This is a genomic window from Cupriavidus sp. YAF13, assembly GCF_052113425.1.
Taxonomy (GTDB): Bacteria; Pseudomonadota; Gammaproteobacteria; order Burkholderiales; family Burkholderiaceae; genus Cupriavidus.
Map to the genome: position 1 here is coordinate 1 of NZ_JBFRDD010000071.1, position 16,975 is coordinate 16,975.

The 16,975-nt window shown below is 67.8% G+C and carries 13 protein-coding genes; 9 read left to right on the plus strand and 4 right to left on the minus strand.

Annotated elements, in window-relative coordinates; all coding sequences use genetic code 11:
- Positions 1-770 precede the first annotated feature (770 nt).
- The 3 genes from AB4061_RS35955 to AB4061_RS35965 all read right to left on the minus strand — a co-directional run bounded on the left by AB4061_RS35955 (position 771) and on the right by AB4061_RS35965 (position 3,495).
- Entirely contained in the window at positions 771-1,457 is a 687-nt protein-coding gene (locus AB4061_RS35955; protein WP_441640897.1) for a histidine phosphatase family protein, read from the minus strand.
- Between the two features lie 203 nt (positions 1,458-1,660).
- Positions 1,661-2,659 (minus strand): Bug family tripartite tricarboxylate transporter substrate binding protein, encoded by a 999-nt coding sequence (locus AB4061_RS35960; protein WP_441640898.1) that lies wholly within the window; start codon positions 2,657-2,659, stop codon positions 1,661-1,663.
- Between the two features lie 143 nt (positions 2,660-2,802).
- Positions 2,803-3,495: a TetR/AcrR family transcriptional regulator gene (locus tag AB4061_RS35965; protein ID WP_441640899.1), complete on the minus strand. Its 693-nt coding sequence runs from the start codon at positions 3,493-3,495 to the stop codon at positions 2,803-2,805.
- A 156-nt stretch (positions 3,496-3,651) separates the two neighbouring features.
- Here AB4061_RS35965 and AB4061_RS35970 point away from each other — a divergent pair, with 156 nt between their 5' ends.
- From AB4061_RS35970 to AB4061_RS35995, 6 genes are all read left to right on the plus strand, one after another.
- On the plus strand, positions 3,652-4,458 hold the full coding sequence (locus AB4061_RS35970) for an IclR family transcriptional regulator (protein WP_441640900.1): 807 nt from the start codon (positions 3,652-3,654) through the stop codon (positions 4,456-4,458).
- 101 nt (positions 4,459-4,559) lie between these two features.
- Entirely contained in the window at positions 4,560-6,716 is a 2,157-nt protein-coding gene (locus AB4061_RS35975; protein WP_441640901.1) for an acetate--CoA ligase family protein, read from the plus strand.
- Positions 6,717-6,818: 102 nt separating this feature from the next.
- Positions 6,819-7,829, plus strand: coding sequence for a Bug family tripartite tricarboxylate transporter substrate binding protein (locus tag AB4061_RS35980; RefSeq protein WP_441640902.1), 1,011 nt, complete (start codon positions 6,819-6,821; stop codon positions 7,827-7,829).
- Positions 7,830-7,862: 33 nt separating this feature from the next.
- Positions 7,863-9,164, plus strand: a complete 1,302-nt coding sequence (locus AB4061_RS35985) for a DUF1254 domain-containing protein (RefSeq protein ID WP_441640921.1) — start codon at positions 7,863-7,865, stop codon at positions 9,162-9,164.
- 24 nt (positions 9,165-9,188) lie between these two features.
- Positions 9,189-10,538, plus strand: a complete 1,350-nt coding sequence (locus AB4061_RS35990) for a DUF1254 domain-containing protein (RefSeq protein ID WP_441640903.1) — start codon at positions 9,189-9,191, stop codon at positions 10,536-10,538.
- Positions 10,535-11,533 carry a Bug family tripartite tricarboxylate transporter substrate binding protein gene (locus AB4061_RS35995; protein ID WP_441640904.1) on the plus strand — a complete coding sequence of 333 codons (999 nt, stop codon included), beginning with the start codon at positions 10,535-10,537 and terminating at the stop codon, positions 11,531-11,533. Before AB4061_RS35990 ends, AB4061_RS35995 begins: the two co-directional genes overlap by 4 nt.
- Before the next feature lie 64 nt (positions 11,534-11,597).
- Here AB4061_RS35995 and AB4061_RS36000 read toward each other — a convergent pair whose 3' ends face one another.
- Entirely contained in the window at positions 11,598-12,320 is a 723-nt protein-coding gene (locus AB4061_RS36000) for a CerR family C-terminal domain-containing protein (protein WP_441640922.1), read from the minus strand.
- 105 nt (positions 12,321-12,425) lie between these two features.
- Here AB4061_RS36000 and AB4061_RS36005 point away from each other — a divergent pair, with 105 nt between their 5' ends.
- Genes AB4061_RS36005 through AB4061_RS36015 form a run of 3 tightly spaced genes read left to right on the plus strand, consistent with a single transcriptional unit; the run spans position 12,426 to position 16,665 of the window.
- Positions 12,426-13,583 carry an HlyD family secretion protein gene (locus AB4061_RS36005; protein ID WP_441640905.1) on the plus strand — a complete coding sequence of 386 codons (1,158 nt, stop codon included), beginning with the start codon at positions 12,426-12,428 and terminating at the stop codon, positions 13,581-13,583.
- 4 nt (positions 13,584-13,587) lie between these two features.
- Positions 13,588-15,186, plus strand: a complete 1,599-nt coding sequence (locus AB4061_RS36010) for an MDR family MFS transporter (RefSeq protein ID WP_441640923.1) — start codon at positions 13,588-13,590, stop codon at positions 15,184-15,186.
- Positions 15,187-15,192: 6 nt separating this feature from the next.
- Entirely contained in the window at positions 15,193-16,665 is a 1,473-nt protein-coding gene (locus tag AB4061_RS36015) for an efflux transporter outer membrane subunit (protein WP_441640906.1), read from the plus strand.
- Positions 16,666-16,975 lie beyond the last annotated feature (310 nt).

The window sequence follows — 16,975 nt, forward strand, 5'->3', positions numbered from 1 at the left end:
CACACGATTGGAAGGCTGCTATGAACCAGTTCGCGATCCTGTACGAGGAGCGCTTCAATTGGAAGGCTGCTATGAACCAGTTCGCGATCCTGTACGAGGAGCGCTTCACCCATCCGCATCGTTGAGATAATGCTGCACTCACCGCTCAAGTCGACGGTGAGTCTATACCTGCCCTGCACACAAAAAAACTGACAGGCCCGCCCGGCCATTTGATGCCCTGCCGTACCGGCGCGAGCGGCACCTTGCTATCGCCCCCTCCGGATTCGTGGTGGGCACCGTGGCCCGGTTCGCGAGGGCCGTGCTCGCACCTCACGGTGCTCGTCCTCCGAGACAAAACCACGAAACCAGCCACACCCGAAACGGCGCAGCACTTCGCCCCGCGAACGGCAGATGTGGGAACGGTCACCGCAAGCGAGGTCAGGGGCCGCACCACGTAACCCATGGGTCATGCAGTTGAGATGCCCTTCGAGCCGGTTGGACACGCCAGCCAACACTCCGGGCCGTACGACGCAACCACCGCCCCACATAAGCCTTATTGCTCTGCTCCCGGCAGGGCGGCTTTCTTTTCGTTAGTTTTCTTTGCCGGTCAAAGAAAAGTGACCGGCAGCCCCCGCAGGGGGATGTCGTATGGCCCTTGGGTCCAAAAACCATCGCCGATCAAAGAATGCTCAACCAAGGCAACAAGAGCCCAATGTGCTGCCCTTGCGCCCAAAAGCCATCGCCGCAACAAATCCGACCAAAAAACGCCAACCAACCCAGCCCCGCACCCCTCAAGCAAACGTAATAGCATCCCGCCGATCACCCCGATCCAAATGCGGCAAACTATTAAAACTCAGCAACCTCTGCGTCCCGCGCCCAGAAATAATCTCGCAAAACGCCGTATTCCGAAACTGCAAATTCAACTCGATCGCAGTCTGCGCCGGCGCACCCAGCAAATCCGCGGTAGCCCGCCCGATAGCCCCGCCAGAGCTGACAACCAACACCGCATCCTCTCGCGAGGCCCCTTCCGTGGCATGCAGCAAACTATCGCGGATCCGCCCGCCAAACTCCGCCCATGATTCCGGCATGCCCACCAGCTGATCCAGCGTCCAGGCCTGATAGGCCGCGCGGAATGTGCGCCAGTAGTCGTTGTAGTCAGCGTTCTGGTGCGCGCGATGATCCGCCCCACCGGTATGGCTGCGATACAGCGCTTCGCCATCGTATTCGTTAAGGCCGAGGTGGGTTTCGATATCCGTCTGGACCGGCACATCGCCAGCCCGCATGCCGGCCAGGATCTCCAGCGCGGTGTCTTGCTGGCGCACCAGCGAACCGGCAACCACGCGCTTGAACGCGACGCCGCGCTCGCGGAAATATTCGCCCAGCCAGCGGGCCTGTTGCCGGCCGGTGTCGGAGAGGCAGTCGTAGTTGGCGGCGCCGAACGAGGCTTGACCGTGCCGTACCAGGAAGAGCGTTGCCATGCGTGATGTCGGCGCCGGTAGGCACCCGGGAAGCGGTAAAACGGGAATCGGCACGCGAACGCGGGGGCGCCGCGCGGGGTGCAGCCATTGTATGAGTGCCGGGCGCGGCGGCCAAGCTAAGCCGCGCCGGATTCATAGCGGTCATTGCCGCGCTGCATTATCCCGCTGCGCGGCTACTGGGTCAGTCCAGCCTGGGTCAGGCCTTAGTCCAGCGTGACGCCGGTGTCCGCGGTCAGCTTGAGCACGCCTGGCAGGTAGGCCTTGTAGGCGGTCAGGGCTTCTGCCGGCAGGTTGCCGATCGGCTCGGCGCCCATGTCCTCGATGCGCTGGCTGATCTCTGGTGTCTTCACCAGTGCGCTCACCTCGCGGCCCAGGCGCTCGACGATGTCGCCGGGCGTGCGTGCCGGGACCAGCAGCGTGATGGGGCCGGTCAGCTTGTACGGCTCGTCGGGATAGCCGGCTTCGGCAAAGGTTGGCACGTCGGGCAAGGCCTTGGCGCGCCGGGTGCCGGTGACGGCCAGCGGGCGTAGCTTGCCGCTGGCGAAGTGCTGCTTGAGCGAGGTCACCGAGCCAACCGTCATGTTGACCTGGCCGGCGAGCAGGTCGCTCACCATCGGGCCTTCGCCGCGATACGGCACGTGCAGGATATCGACGCCGTAGGTTTTGTCGAGGTAGGCCTGGATGGTGTGCGGCTGCGTGCCCGGGCCCCAGGAGCCCATGCGCAGCTTGCCGGGTTCCTTCTTGGCATAAGCGATCAGTTCCGCCACGGTCTTCACCGGCAGCTTGCCGTTGACGGCTAGCACCGTGCGCGCCATGGCGATGTCGGACACCTGGCGCAGATCGGTGCGCGGGTCGTAGGGCAGCTTCTTGTAAAGGGCGAGATTGGCGGTGATGGGACCGGGGATGGTCAGCAGCAGCGTGTAGCCATCGGGCGCCGACTTGGCCACATAGTCGGTGCCGATGATGCCGCCGGCGCCGCCTTTATTCTCCACCACCACGGTTTGTCCCAGCCGCTTTCCCAGGCCTTCGGCCAGCGTGCGCGAGAGCGTGTCGGTGAGGCCGCCGGCCGGGTAGGGCACGATCAGGTGCAGGGGCTTGGCGGGATAACTGGCTTGCGCCTGGGCTGCCAGCGGCAGCAGTGCCGCGCAGGCGTAGGCCAGCAGGACGGCCGCCTTCCCGCAGAACGGGCTGCGTATTGTCATGTTTAGTCTCCTCGGGTTTTTATAGGATCCGGCGCGCGCTCCGAGCAAAATGCGCGCGCCGATACTGGGCAAGGCTTGATGACGGCGGGAAACCACGCGCGGGACCGCGCGTTGTGATGTTGTGATGTTGTGACGTTACGGCGTCAGGCCGGCAGCGCCAGGTAGCCGGCTACCAGCTGGGTCATCTCGCCGGGCAGCCGTTCGTCGTCGAGCGGCAGCGGACCGGCGTCGTTGAGGATGGCATTGACCACGATGCTGAACACGGCTTGCATGGCAAAGCGCACGCGCATCTCCGCTTGCTCCGCTGGCACCGGCATGCGCGGCACCAGCAGCGCCACCATGCGTTCCACCACGTCTTGCCCGCTTTCGCGGTGCGGCAGCCACTCTTCCGGGCGGACAGAGGCGTGCTTGAGCGATGCCTTGATCACGCCGCGGTTGGCGTGGCAGCCGAGCACCACGTAGCGCATGATCTTTTCCAGCATCACATCGGTGGGCACGTCCTCCCAGCGTTCCACGCGCAGGTAGCGCGCCACGGAATCGCCGGTTTCCTGCATCACCAGCGCGCGCAGGGATTCGAAGAACGCCTGCTTGTCGCGGAAGCGGCCGTAGAAAGCCCCGACCGACACTTCGCAGGCCGAGGCGATCTGCGCAACCGACACCGCGGAGAAATCCCGCTGCGCGAGCAGCTCGCGGCCGGCGTCCAGCAGGGCCTGCTCGGTCTCGCGCGCACGGCGCTGGCGCGGCGGCTGCAGGATCGACGGGGTCGCTACGGTAGGGAATGCGGAAGTCCCCTTGGACGGCTTGGCGGGGGACGCGGCAGAGGACGAGAGGGGCATGGTAATTCCGTATGCGAATTCTGATTCGGTTTTGTGAACCATATGGTTACCACGGCGTTTCGTCAAGAAACGGTCTACATTTCCAATATGTGGAAATACATACCGTTCTTTGACACAGAAAATGACGCCGCCCACACTGCGGTGCAAGGAGACAAGATGAACACGCCGGTCGAACAATTCATAGCCGAGCGCAGGAAAGAGGATCCGTCCTTTGGTGGCTTGCTGGCCAAGGGCTTTGCCTTGCTGCGCTGCTTCATCGACGAGCCGCGTCCGCTTGGCAACGGCGAGCTCTCCGAGCGCCTGCAGATGCCACGCGCCACGGTGTCGCGCATCTGCCGCACGCTGTTCGAGCTGGGCTACCTGGATTGGGACCCCAAGCTCGACAAGTATTTCGTCGGCGCCCAGGTGCTGGCCCTGGGTTATCCCTACCTGGCCGGGCTGCAGGTGCGCCATGTGGCACGCCCGCTGATGCAGGCACTGGCGGATCGGATCGAAGGCGCCGTGTCGATGGGCGTGGCACACCGGCTGGACGTGACCTACCTGCAGAGCTGCACGCATCACGAGGGCACGGCGGCGCGCCCCGGCGTGGGCGCGGTGCGCTCGGTGCTGAGCACCGCGATGGGCCGTGCCTTCCTGTGCACGCTTTCCAAGAGCGAGTTCGAGCAACTGATGCAGGCCGCGCGCCACGAACGCGCCGAGGAGTACGCCGCCTGCTACGACACCATTTGCCACAACGTGGCGCATTACCCCAAGCGCGGCTTTGCCATCAATGAAGGCGACGCCGGCAGCGGCGTGCATGGCGTGGGCGTGTACTCGCGCATCGTCTACCTGAACCGCCCGCTGCTGTTCAACTGTGCGATCGCCGGCTCGCAAACGCGGCGCGGCATGCTGGAAAAGAAGATCGCGCCGCTGCTGATGGAGATGACCCGCACCATCGAATCCATGACGGGCCTGCGGCAATAGCCCGGCCGGCAGAGCAAGGCACACGAAGCCACACACACATACACAGCGCCGGCACAGGCGCAACCAGAACAAGCCAATCAAGGCCATCCGGAGACAACGCCATGCCCAATCTAGATTTCCTGCTGAAACCGCGTTCGGTCGCGGTCATCGGCGCGTCCACGCAGCCCGAGAAGGTAGGCGGCATGCCGATTCGCCTGCTGCGCGAGCTTGGCTACGCCGGGCGTATTTTTCCCGTGCATCCCACCGCCAGCGAGATCCAGGGCTTGCCCGCTTACGCGACGCTGGCCGCCATTGGCCAGGCCGTGGACCTGGCCATCGTGGCGGTGCCGGCGGTGGCGACGGAATCCGTGATGGCGCAACTGGCGAAAAACGGCACGCGCGCCGTGATCTTCTTCACCTCGGGCTTTGCCGAAGTGGGCGATGAGGGCCTGGCCATGCAAGTGGCGCTGGCCGAGAGCGCGCGCCGCCACGGCGTGGCCCTGCTCGGCCCCAATTGCCTGGGCGTGATGAATCTGCGCGCGCGCATGTTTGCCACGTTCTCGCCGATCCCGCTGACTGGCGTGCCGCCTGCGGGCGACGTGGGGCTGGTCAGCCAGAGCGGCGCGTTTGGCGCCTACGCCTTTGCGCTGGCGCGCGAGGCCGGGCTGGGCCTGAGCCATTGGGTGACCACTGGCAACGAAGCCGGCCTGCAGGTGGCAGACGTGATCGAGTGGATGGCGCAGGACGCGGATACCCGCGTGATCCTGGCGTATATGGAAGGCTGCCGCGATGGCGCGCGCCTGCGCCGGGCGCTGGCCGCGGCGCGCGCCGCCGGCAAGCCGGTGGTGATCACCAAGGTGGGCACCACCGAGGCAGGGGCGCGTTCGGCGCAGTCGCACACAGCCAGCCTGGCAGGCGAGGATGCGGTGTATCAGGCGGTGTTCGACGAGTACGGCGTGCATCGTGCCCATACGCTCGAGGACTTCTTCCGCCTCGGCTACACGCTGTCGCGCGGGCGCCGCCCGGCGCGCTGGGACAGCCCGAGCGGGTTGATGGCCGACGCGGTGGCGCCGGTGGCCATCGTCACCGTGTCCGGCGGCGTCGGCATCATGATGGCCGACCGCGCCGAAGAGCTTGGCATGCCCATGCCGCCCATGCCCGCGGCGGCCGCCAAGGTGCTGCGCACGAGCATCCCCTTTGCCAGCACCGCCAACCCGATCGATGTGACGGGGCAAGTGGTGGCCCAGCCCGCCGTGCTGCTCGACGCGATGGCCGGCGTGGCCACTTGCGGTGAGTACGGCAGCGTGGTGGCCTTCCTCGCCGGAGGCGCCAATGCACCGCGCTTGTGGGAAGCACTGCAGCGCACCATCAGCGCGCTGCACGAGGACAAGCGCGCCGCGCCGCTGCTGCTTTCCGGCGTGGTCGACGACGACAAGCGGGCGTGGCTGGAGGCGCATGGCTGCCTGGTGTTCCGCGAACCGGCCCACGCCATCGAGGCCGTGGCCGCGCTGGCCCGCGCGGCAGCATTGGAAGCCGCCGCGAGCACGCCAGTTGCCGAGGCCACGGCGCCGGTCGCCGCGCTCCTGCGCGATGTGCCGGACGATGCCAGCGCGCTGTCCGAGTCCGACGCCATGCGCCTGCTGGCGGACGCCGGCGTGCCGGTGGCCGCGCACGGCCTCGCACGCGATGCCGATGAAGCCGTGGCGCTGGCGCGGCGCATCGGCTACCCGGTGGCGGTAAAGCTGTGCTCGGCACAGGTGCTGCACAAGAGCGACGTCGGCGGCGTGGCGCTCAACCTGACGGACGACGCCGCGGTGCGCAAGGCCTTTGCCGCGATGCAGGTGGCGCTGGCCCGGGCCGACGCCAGCCTGCCCTTCGAGGGCGTGCTGGTGGCCCGCATGGTGCGCGGCTGGGGCGAGCTGATGGTGGGCGTGCGGCGCGATCCGGTGTTCGGGCTGGTGGTGCTGGCCGGCATCGGTGGCACCGCAGTGGAGATCTTCCGGCAGATGGCCTTTGGCCTGGCGCCGCTGTCGCCCGAGCGCGCCCGCGCCATGCTCGAGCAGAGCCGCGCGGCGGTGCTGTTCGCCGGCCATCGCGGCAACCCGGTGCTGCCGCTGGCGCAGGCAGCCGACTTGCTGGTGCGCGTGTCGAAGGTGGCCGCGGCGCTGGGTCCCCGGCTCGACACACTGGAGATCAACCCGTTCATCATCGGCGCCGATGGCGCGGTGGCGGCAGACGCCGTGATCACCTTGCTGCCGGCGGGCGGACCGGGGGCATGACCGAGATGGCGTAGCAACGAAGCTTGACCCCACCGCGCAACCCGACGCCGGCACAGACCGGACGCGCGGAAGGGGAACCACCAGAACCGGAGACAACCCATCATGCATTTGCAAGCTGCAAGGACCGCGCGCGCGCCGGCGGCAGGCGCTCTCGCCGTCGTCTTGCTGGCGGCGCTGGCCGCCACACCGGCGCACGCCGCACCCCCGCAAGCCACGAAATACCCTGACAAGCCGATCCGCCTGGTGGTGCCCTTTCCACCTGGCGGCGGCACCGACATCATCGGGCGGCTGGTGGCCGCCAAGCTGTCGACCGCGCTGGGCGGCACCGTGCTGGTGGAAAACGTGGCGGGCGCCACCGGCACCATCGGCTCGGCCCAGGTGGCGCGCGCCGCGCCGGACGGCTACACGCTGTTGCTCGGCATCTCCGCCACGCATGCCATCGCGCCGGCGATCTTTCCCCGTCTGCCCTACGATCCCGTGCGCGATTTCGTGCCGGTGGGCCGGCTGGCCTACGGCGGCAACGTGCTGGTGGCAGGCCCGGCGTTCATGGGCAAGGACTTGCCTGCGCTGATCGCAGCCGCCAAGCGTCCAGGCGCAGACCTCGCCTATGGTTCCTGGGGCCCCGGCTCGGGCGGCCACCTGGCGGGCGAAAGCCTCAATGTCAGCAGCGGCATCCATCTGCGCCACATTCCCTACAAAGGCGTGAGCCCGATGCTGACCGATGTGATGGGCGGCACGCTGCCGGTGGCCATGTCCGACCTGGCCGGCACCTTGCCGTTGATCCGCAGTGGCAAGGTCCGGGCGTTGGCGGTGACCGGCTCGGAGCGCTCGGTGGCGCTGCCTGATGTGCCGACCTTCGCCGAGTCCGGTGTGCCGTTGCGCATCGACAGTTGGTACGCGCTGTTCGCGCCGGCGCGCACGCCGGCCCCCATCCTCGATCGCCTTGAGCGCGCTGTCGACGCCATCATGGCCGAGCCCGCCATGCAGGCGCAGGCCGCCACGCTGGGCATGCGCTTCACCCCGCAGCCGCGCGCCGTTTTTGCCGCCCAGATGCAGGACGACGTCCGCGCCTGGGCCGCCCTCGTCAAGTCGAGCGGCGCCGCCCTCGAATAATCCCGCCAGGAGCCAACACGCATGACCATGAACATGAACCCTCCCGCCGCCCCCGCCACGCACGCCAGCCCCCAGCAGGCGCTGGTCGCCGGCGCGGCGCTGCCGCTGGTGATCTACGGCTATGCGCTCATCGAGACGCTGCGCACCTGCCGCCTGCAGACCTCGGTCGCCGCCGCCACCGGCTATGGCCGCGCGCCGATGAATGCGTTGTCGGCGAGCGAGCGCCAGTGGACGCATGAGGACCGCGACATCGTCACCCCGGCCAACGACCTGCTGTATTTCTGCGGCTGGGTCAACCTGGCCGATGGCCCGGTGACGCTGCGCATTCCGCCGCTGCCCGACGCGGGCCGCTACTACGTGATCGAACTGCTCGACGTGCACACCAACAACTTCGAGAACCTGGGGCCACGCAATGTCGCTGCCGAAGGCGGGGAGATCGAGCTGCTCGGCCCGGGCCAGAAGGCCAGCGGTGCGCATGCGGTGTCATGCCCGAGCTCGCTGGTCTGGCTGCTCGGCCGCGTGCTGGTGCAGGGGCCGGATGACCTGGCGGTGGCGCGTGCCTTCGAGCAGGGCTTTGCGCTGACCCGCACGCCGGGCGCGGCGCGTCCGCGCTGCGTGGACCAGTGGCACGATAGCGGCCGGCCCGCGCTGGACTTCTTCCACAATCTCTTCAACGCATTGCGCGAGTTCCCGCCGGCGGTTGAGGAACTGGGCATCCTGACGCTGTTGCGCAAGGCAGGCATCCGGCTGGAAGATGAGACCGATTTCGCGGCGCTGCGCCCGGCCATCGTGGCCGGGCTGGAAAGCGCCTACGCACAAGGCATGGCGGTGATCGAGGCCCATACCCGCAGCCAGGGCCGCAAGAGCTGGGGCTACAGCCTGAAGCTGGGCATGTACGGCGACGACTGGCTGCAGCGCGCCTGCACCGCGATGAAGGGCCTGGGCGCCCTGCGCGCGGACGAGGCGATCTACGCCATGGCCGATTTCGATGCCGACGGCGCGCCGCTCGATGGCCGTCGCCGTTACGAGCTGCGCTTCGCGCCCGGCATGCTGCCGCCCGCGCAAGCGTTCTGGTCGGTGTCGCTGTACGGCGAGGATCGTTACTTCAGCGCCAACGAGATCGGCCGCTACGCCGTGGGCGACCGCACGCCGGGCTTGCGCATGGAGGCCGATGGCAGCCTGGTGATTCCGATCTCGCACGCGCGAGCGCAGCCGCAGGAGAACTGGCTGCCCGCGCCCGCTGGTTCGTTCTACCTGATCCTGCGGCTCTACCATCCCGCGCAGTCTTTCCTGCAAGGCCAGTACACCATCCCGGCCGTGCGCCGCGTCGATTGAGCCAACCCAGCTATGGAAACCAACATGCACCAGACCGTATCCGCCGTATCCGCCGCGCCCGCCCTCGACGCCATCCGTTACACGCTGCCCCTTTACGAAATGGCGCGCATGCGCGCCGCCACCTGTCCGCGCCGCAACAGCGCCGGTGTGTTTGCCGCGCAGCAGCCCGATGCCCCGGTGCGCTGGATCAATCATTTCATTCACACGCGCCAGCTGCTTGGCCCGCAGCATCGCCAGGTGGTCACGCCCAATAACGACACGCTCTACAGCAACGCCTGGATGGACCTGTCGCAAGGGCCGCTGCTGCTGGACGTGCCCGACAGCTTGGGCCGCTACTACGTGCTCGGCCTGCTCGATTTCTATACCAACCCCTTTGGCTATATCGGCACCCGCACCACGGGCAACGGGCGCGGCCGCTTCCTGCTGCATGGCCCGCGCTGGCAGGGCGACGTGCCGGCTGGCGCCACCGCCATCGCCTGCCCCACGGATGCGGTGTGGTTGCTCGGCCGCGTGCTGGTGGATGGCGAAGCCGACCTGCCGGCCGTGCATGCGCTGCAGGACCAGTTCCGCCTGAGCACGCTGGCCGGGGCGAGCGCTGCGCGGGCCTTCGATGTGCGCATGCAGCCTGGCGAGCATCTGGGCGATCCGCGCCGCTATGCCGAGGTGGTCAACCAGGCGTTGCGCGAGAACCCGCCGCCGCAGGCTGAGGCTGGGCTGGTGGCAGGCTTTGCGCCTTTTGGCATTGGCGCGGATTGCGATGCGGCCGCGCTTGGCGATGATGTGCTTGCCCGTCTGGGCGACGCCATCCAGGCAGTGCTTGCCGAACTGGCGACGCCGCTGCCGTCCGACCTCGGCGGCGGCTGGACCCTGCCGGTGGAAATCCGCGAATCGTTCGGCACGCGTTTCGCCGAGCGCGCGCTGGTGGCGCGCAACTATATCGGCGCGCTTGGCGTGCAAGAGGCGATGTACGTGATGGCCGACCGCGACAGCGAAGGCGCGCCGCTCGATGGCCGCGCCGGCTACGAACTGGTCTTCCCGGCCGATGCGCTGCCGCAGGTGGGCGCGTTCTGGTCGCTCACCATGTATGGCAAGGCCGACTGCATGCTGGTCGATAACGTGCTGGGGCGCTACTCGCTGGGCGACCGCTCGCCGAGCCTGCGCTACGCGCCGGACGGCAGCCTGCGGTTGCGCCTGTCGGCCACGCCGCCGGCCGACCCGGCGGACGAAGGCAACTGGCTGCCCGCGCCCGCAGGCCCGTTCTACGTGACGCTGCGGCTCTACGTGCCCCGGCCCGCGCATCTCGACAAGACCTTTGTCTATCCGCCGATCCGCCCGCTGGCGGGTGCCGCCGCTTCGGCCAAGGAGCTGTCATGACACTGAATTCGCACAAGCGCAGGCAAGTGCTGCGCCTGGCCGGCAACGCCGTGCTGTTGGCCGCGGGCTGCGGTGCGCTGGCGCCGGTGCATGCTGAGGGATTTCCGTCGCACCCGGTGCGCCTGGTGTCGCCCTACGGCCCGGGCGGCTCCAACGACATCTCGGCGCGCCTGCTCAGCGAGGGGCTCAGCCGCAAGTACAAGCAGCAGTTCGTGGTGGAGAACAAGCCTGGCGCTGGCACGCGCGTGGCCAACGAGCAGATCGCGCGCGCCACGCCGGACGGCTACACGCTGTTATGGGCGGCGGCGCCGTTTGCCATCAACGCGGCGGCAGGGCTATCCCAGCATTACGACATCCACAAGGACTTCGTGGCGGTAGGGCCACGCGTGCTCGGGCCGATATTCCTGATCGTCAACGCTGATTCGCCGGTGCGCACGGTGGCGGATTTCGTGCGCATGGCGCGCGAGAAGAAGGACGGCGTGACATTCGCCTCGCCGGGCATCGGCTCGGGGCCGCACCTGACTGCCGAGCTCTTCGCCGCGCAGGCGAAATTCAAGGGCCTCAACGTGCATTACCGCGGCGACTCCACGGCCTACACCGAATTGCTTGCGGGGCGGGTCGACGCCACGCTGACCGCCATCACCACCGCGCTGCCATTTATCAAGGCCGGCAAGCTGCGCGTGATCGCGGTGTCCGCCGAGCAGCGCACGCCGGTGTATCCGGACGCGCCCACGTTCGGCGAGCAAGGGTATCCCGGCGTGGTGGGTTACGGCTGGTTCGGGCTGATGGCGCCGGCGGGCACGCCGCCGGCCATCGTGCAGCAACTCAACCGGGACGCCAACGCGGTGCTGGCCGATGCGCAGACGCGCGGCAAGCTGATCGGCCTCGGGCTGCAGCCGGAGGCGGGCGACAGCGCATCGTTCGCGCGCTTCGTCGATGCCGAGGTGGCCAAGTGGGGGCCATTGATCAAGTCGGCGGGGATCAAGCTGGAATAAACAGGGTAGCGCGCGGCGTTCGTTCCCGGCTTTCGCGCAACGGCCCGCTCGCTGCCTGCCGGCATTAGTCGCGGGCGGCGCCTTGCTGCGCGTCGCGCGCCGCGACAAAGGCCAGCAGCAGCACCCTCGTCTGCTCGAAAATCACGTCTGCAAGCTGGGCCATCTCTTTCGGGCCAATCGTTTCCCATTCGAGGGCGCTGAGCACGTTCCGGCGAAACATGCGGAACACGGCAACCTGGCTGTCTATTGCGATGGTCCGGATCTTGGTCACATCATCGGTCGGCTTGCGTCCGCTCAGCCGGCCGATGATCGACGCGGTCACGGGGAACAAGCGGCGGTTGAGGCGTTCGTCGATCACCGCGAAGGCCGACGGCGGACCAAGGCCCGCGCGTTCGCGCGCCATGAAGAGTTGCCAGTCGCGCGCCTCGGGTGAGTCGCTCAGGAACGAGACGAAGCAGCCCTGGAGTCCCATGTAGGCCTCGATCAAGTCCGAGTCATCGGCGTCGGGGTTGGCCAATGTCGCTTGCGCCGCGCTCACGGGCGCGGCCAGGTACTCCCAGACGCGTGCGACGAAGTGCTCCACGCAGGCAATGTAGACCCCTTCCTTGTTGTCGAAGTAGTACTGCAGCGCAGGTGCATTGACGCCGGCCTCTTTCGCAATGTCGCGCGTCGACGCCCCCTCGAATCCCCGTTCCCCGAAGAGTCGCAGCGCCGCCTCGACGATGCGCAGGCGCGTTTCCTCGCCTCGCTGGTAGCCGCCTTCGGCGGCCGGTCGGTGTCGTGCCATGGGATTCGTCGCCATCCTTGAGATCGTGCCAGCGTAGAAATATATCACTTGACACAATTTGTCCAAATGGAATAATTGTGCCGCTTGGAATAATTTGGAGCCCCCATGCCTACCGCTGCGCCCGCTGATTCGCCTGCCGACCCCTTGTTGCGAGGTGAAGCCACGTCAACCCAAGCGAAGCCTGCGGCGCGCCAGCGCCGCCGCACGGTGCTGCTTTTCCTGGGTGCCAGCGTGCTGGCGGGGGCGGCGGCCTGGGGCGGGCGCTGGTGGACGGTGGGCCGCTTTATGGAAACCACCGACGACGCCTATCTGCAGGCCGACAGCGTGACGGTGGCGCCGAAGGTGAGCGGCTATGTGGCTGAAGTCCTGGTGCGCGATAACCAGGCGGTCGTTGTTGGCCAGGCGTTGGCAAGGCTCGACAGCCGTCAGTACCAGGCAGCGCTGGACGAGGCCACGGCGACGGTTGCTTCGCGCCAGGCCGACGTGGCGCGCAGCGAGGCGGACCTTGCGCAGCAGCAGGCCAATATCGCGCAGGCCCGGGCCGAACTCGACGGAGCGCGGGCCAATGTGCGCTACGCGGCATCGCAGGTGGATCGTTATGCGCCGCTGGTCAAGTCGGGCGCCGAGACGGAAGAGCGGACCGCGGAATTGCGCAACGCGCAGACACGTGCCGCCACGACGCAGCAAGCGAACGAGGCCGCCTTGCGCGCGGCCCAGAGCCAGACGCTCACGCTGCAGGCAAAGCTGCAGCAGGCACGCGCGCAACTGGCGGTGGCCGAGGCGAGCGCGCGCCGCGCCCAGCTCGACCTGCAGGATACGTTGGTGCGCAGCACCCTGGCCGGGCGCGTCGCGGATCGCGCCGTGCGCGTCGGGCAGTTCGCGCAGCCGGGCACGCGCCTGCTGACGATCGTGCCGCTGCAGGATCTCTACCTGAGCGCCAACTTCAAGGAAACACAGGTCGGCCACATGATGCAGGGCCAGCCCGTGACGATCCATGTCGACGCGCTGCCGGATACCGATCTGCACGGCACCGTCGAAAGCCTGTCGCCCGGCACGGGCTCCCAGTTCGCCCTGCTGCCCGCCCAGAACGCCACGGGCAATTTCACCAAGATCGTGCAGCGCGTGCCGGTGCGCATTCACCTGGACGTGTCGGGCGAGGCGCGCAGGGCGCTGGTGCCGGGGCTGTCGGTGACGGTGGAGGTCGATACGCGCCACGCGGCGCCCACGCAAGCGCACGCTCCGGCCGGGGGCGCGCGTGGCTAAGGCGCTGCGGTCCGGTGCCGGCGTGTCCGGGGGCAACCCGGCATCCGCGCCCGCAGTGCCCAACGCCTCTACCGCCGACTGGATCGCGGTGGCGGCCGGCGCGCTCGGGGCGCTGCTCGCCACGCTCGATATCTCGATCACCAACTCGGCGTTGCCGCAGATCCAGGGGCAGATCGGCGCCGCGGGCACGGAGGGCACGTGGATCTCCACGGGCTACCTGATGTCGGAGATCGTGATCATTCCGCTCGCCGCGTGGCTTACGCGCGTGTTCGGGCTGCGGCGCTTCCTGATGTGGAACGCGATCCTCTTCACCGCGTTCTCGATGATGTGCGGGCTATCCCACAGCCTGGCCGGGATGGTCATCGGCCGTATCGGCCAAGGCTTCGCCGGCGGCGCAATGATCCCGACCGCGCAGACCATCATCCGCACGCGCTTGCCCAGGCACCAGATGCCGATCGGCATGTCGGCGTTCGGCCTGATCGTCCTGCTCGGCCCATTGCTCGGCCCGGTGGTTGGCGGCTGGCTGACCGAGAACGCCGACTGGCGCTGGTGTTTTTTCCTCAACCTGCCGATCTCGGTGGCGCTGGTGACGCTGCTCCATGTTGGCCTGAAGCCGGAGCGCGCGAGCCTGCAGGCGTTCGTCAAGGCGGACTGGCTCGGCATCGCGGGGCTGGCCATCGGCCTGAGCTCGCTCACGGTGGTGCTGGAGGAGGGGCAGCGCGAGCGCTGGTTCGAGTCGCCGACGATCACATGGCTATCGCTGCTCTCCGCGGCCGGCATCCTGATGATGGTCGTTGGCCAGTTCACGGCGAAGACGCCGATCGTGCGGCTGCGGCTGCTGCTCAACAAAAACTACGCCAGCGTCATCCTGATTGTGTCAACCGTGGGCGCCGGGCTCTACGGCGTGTCCTACCTGTTGCCGCAGTTCCTTGCCACCATCGCCGGATACAACGCGGAGCAGGCGGGCTCGATCATGCTGCTCTCCGGTCTTCCGGCATTCCTGATGATGCCGATCCTGCCCCGCATTCTTGGCAAGTTCGATAGCCGTTGGCTCGTGATCACCGGGCTGTTGTGTTTCTTCGGCAGCTGCATGCTGGATATCTCGCTCACGACGCAAAGCGTCGGGCACGACTTCATCGGCTCGCAGATCCTGCGTGGCTTCGGGCAGATCCTGGCGATGATGCCGCTCAACCAGGCATCGATGGCGGCTGTCGCCACCCATGAGGCGGGCGACGCGGCTGGCCTGTACAACATGGCCCGCAACCTGGGCGGCTCGGTCGGGCTCGCGCTGCTTGGCACGCTGATCGACCGCCGCAATACGTATCACGACGCCGTGATCCGCGAATCGGTCAGCGCCAACGGCGCGATCGGGCAGGAGCACATCTCGTCCAGCGCGGCGGGCTTCTTCGCGCAGCATGGCGATATGGCGCACGCGAAGGTCCAGGCCATGGCACAAATGGCCGGGGAGATCGCCAGGCAGGCGGCCGTCATCACCTTCTCCGAGACCTTCTTTGTGCTGGGCATCGCGCTGCTGCTATGCGTGCCGCTGGCCTTCCTTCTCAAGCAACCGGGTGCCGGCACGCCGGTGTCCTCCGGTCATTGATCGATCATGCACGACATCAAATCGAATACGCTGCCGGGCCCTGGCCGGCGCCGCGCGGCCTCCCTCGGTGCCGCGCTGGCGTTTGCCATGACTGGCTGCGCGGTCGGGCCTGACTATCACGGCGCGCCTGAAGTCGCGGCCGACGCCATGCGCGCCACGGCATTTCCCCATGCCCCGCAAAGTACTGGGCCGGGCGCGCCGCGCGTCGCAACCTGGTGGCGCGCGCTGGGCGATCCCCAACTGGATGCATTGATAGAAACCGCATTGGCGCATAGCCCGGACATTCGTGCAGCGCAGGCCAGCGTGCGGCAGGCGCGTGCCGGCCTGCGCGGGCAGCAAGCCGATGCGCTCCCCAAGGTGGGGGCAACCGCCGCCACGCTGCGCACGCGCTCGCCGAATTTGTCGCCGCTTTCCGGTGGCGTGTCGTCGGGCGGGCGCGGACCATTGGCGCTCTATCTTGCCAACTTCGATGCTAGCTGGGAGATCGATCTCTTTGGCGGGACGCGGCGAGCCATCGAGGCGGCCGCGGCGCAGGCGGACGTATCCGCCGAACAGCTCGCGGACGCCCACGTGCAACTGGCGGCCGAGGTCGCCCAAGCCTACGTCGGCCTGCGCGAGCAGCAGGCGCGCCTGACGCATCTGCGCGCCTCGGAACAGCTCGAAGCCGACATGCTGGAGCTGACGCAGCAACGGCGCGAACGCGGTGTGGCATCGGCGCTGGAAGTGGAGCGGCTCCTGACCCAGGTGGAGGGCACCCGCTCGCAGATCGCGCCCATCGAGGCGCAGATCACGGAGTCGTTCGATGAACTCGCCGTGCTCACGGGGCGCGCCCCCGGCGCGCTGGATGGCGAACTCGGCCCGCAACGGCCACTGCCCACATTGCCGGCTACGGTGTCCGTCGGCAACCCAGCCGCACTGCTCAAGGCGCGGCCGGACATCCGCGCGGCGGAGCGTACGCTGGCCTCGCAGAACGCGCAGATCGGCGCTCGCAAGGCTGACTGGTTCCCCAAGCTGTCGCTGTTCGGCTCCCTGGGCTACAGCGCGATGGACCCCGGTCACCTGGTCCGCAAGGACAACGCCACCTGGCTCGCCTTGCCGCGGCTGCAGTGGAACGCGCTGGATTTCGGCCGGGTTGCCGCCAGCGTGGACGGTGCGCAGGCAGGACGCGACAACGCCGAGGCAACGTACGAGAGCGTGGTCCTGAAGGCGCTGCGCGATGCCGACGTGGCCTTGTCCCGCTATGGGCACCAGCGCGAGAACGTGGTCCTGCTGCGCCGGGTGGAGGCGTCCGCCGAGCGCGCCGCCGTGCTGACCCAGCAGCGCTACCGCGCCGGTACGGCCAGCATGCTTGACTGGCTGGATGTCGAACGCACCCGGGTACGTGCGCAGCAGGATCGGATCGCCGGCGATGCCAACTTGATCAAGGACTTCGTGTCGTTGCAAAAGGCACTGGGGCTGGGTTGGCAGAACGAGAGCTAGGACGGCTGCCGTCCCCGCAGGAAGGCGCGGGCGGCCGTGGCGTTTCACTCCGCCACATTCCCTTTGTTGTATTCGGCATACGTTTACCTACCCCGGTAAATTGTGGATCAAACTGCTCTGGGCCGAGGGTTTGCACGGTCAACCCGCGCGGCAGCTTGGCGGACGGGGCGGCGATAGCCCCGCAGGTTAGGTAACCGGCACTCCGCTAGTGCATGCGCCGCTGTTCAAGGACGGGCAATTGCCCTATCGTGACGACCTTCCCCGCCAACTCTGCGCGGCGATTTCACCGTCTTGTCCCGTCTTGCCGCGG

Excerpts from the sequence above, each read along its gene's own strand:
- AB4061_RS35955 (WP_441640897.1), bottom strand. The coding sequence starts at position 1,457 with ATGGCAACGCTCTTCCTGGTACGGCACGGTCAAGCCTCGTTCGGCGCC.
- AB4061_RS35960 (WP_441640898.1), bottom strand. The coding sequence starts at position 2,659 with ATGACAATACGCAGCCCGTTCTGCGGGAAGGCGGCCGTCCTGCTGGCC.
- AB4061_RS35965 (WP_441640899.1), bottom strand. The coding sequence starts at position 3,495 with ATGCCCCTCTCGTCCTCTGCCGCGTCCCCCGCCAAGCCGTCCAAGGGG.
- AB4061_RS35970 (WP_441640900.1), top strand. The coding sequence starts at position 3,652 with ATGAACACGCCGGTCGAACAATTCATAGCCGAGCGCAGGAAAGAGGAT.
- AB4061_RS35975 (WP_441640901.1), top strand. The coding sequence starts at position 4,560 with ATGCCCAATCTAGATTTCCTGCTGAAACCGCGTTCGGTCGCGGTCATC.
- AB4061_RS35980 (WP_441640902.1), top strand. The coding sequence starts at position 6,819 with ATGCATTTGCAAGCTGCAAGGACCGCGCGCGCGCCGGCGGCAGGCGCT.
- AB4061_RS35985 (WP_441640921.1), top strand. The coding sequence starts at position 7,863 with ATGAACCCTCCCGCCGCCCCCGCCACGCACGCCAGCCCCCAGCAGGCG.
- AB4061_RS35990 (WP_441640903.1), top strand. The coding sequence starts at position 9,189 with ATGCACCAGACCGTATCCGCCGTATCCGCCGCGCCCGCCCTCGACGCC.
- AB4061_RS35995 (WP_441640904.1), top strand. The coding sequence starts at position 10,535 with ATGACACTGAATTCGCACAAGCGCAGGCAAGTGCTGCGCCTGGCCGGC.
- AB4061_RS36000 (WP_441640922.1), bottom strand. The coding sequence starts at position 12,320 with ATGGCACGACACCGACCGGCCGCCGAAGGCGGCTACCAGCGAGGCGAG.
- AB4061_RS36005 (WP_441640905.1), top strand. The coding sequence starts at position 12,426 with ATGCCTACCGCTGCGCCCGCTGATTCGCCTGCCGACCCCTTGTTGCGA.
- AB4061_RS36015 (WP_441640906.1), top strand. The coding sequence starts at position 15,193 with ATGCACGACATCAAATCGAATACGCTGCCGGGCCCTGGCCGGCGCCGC.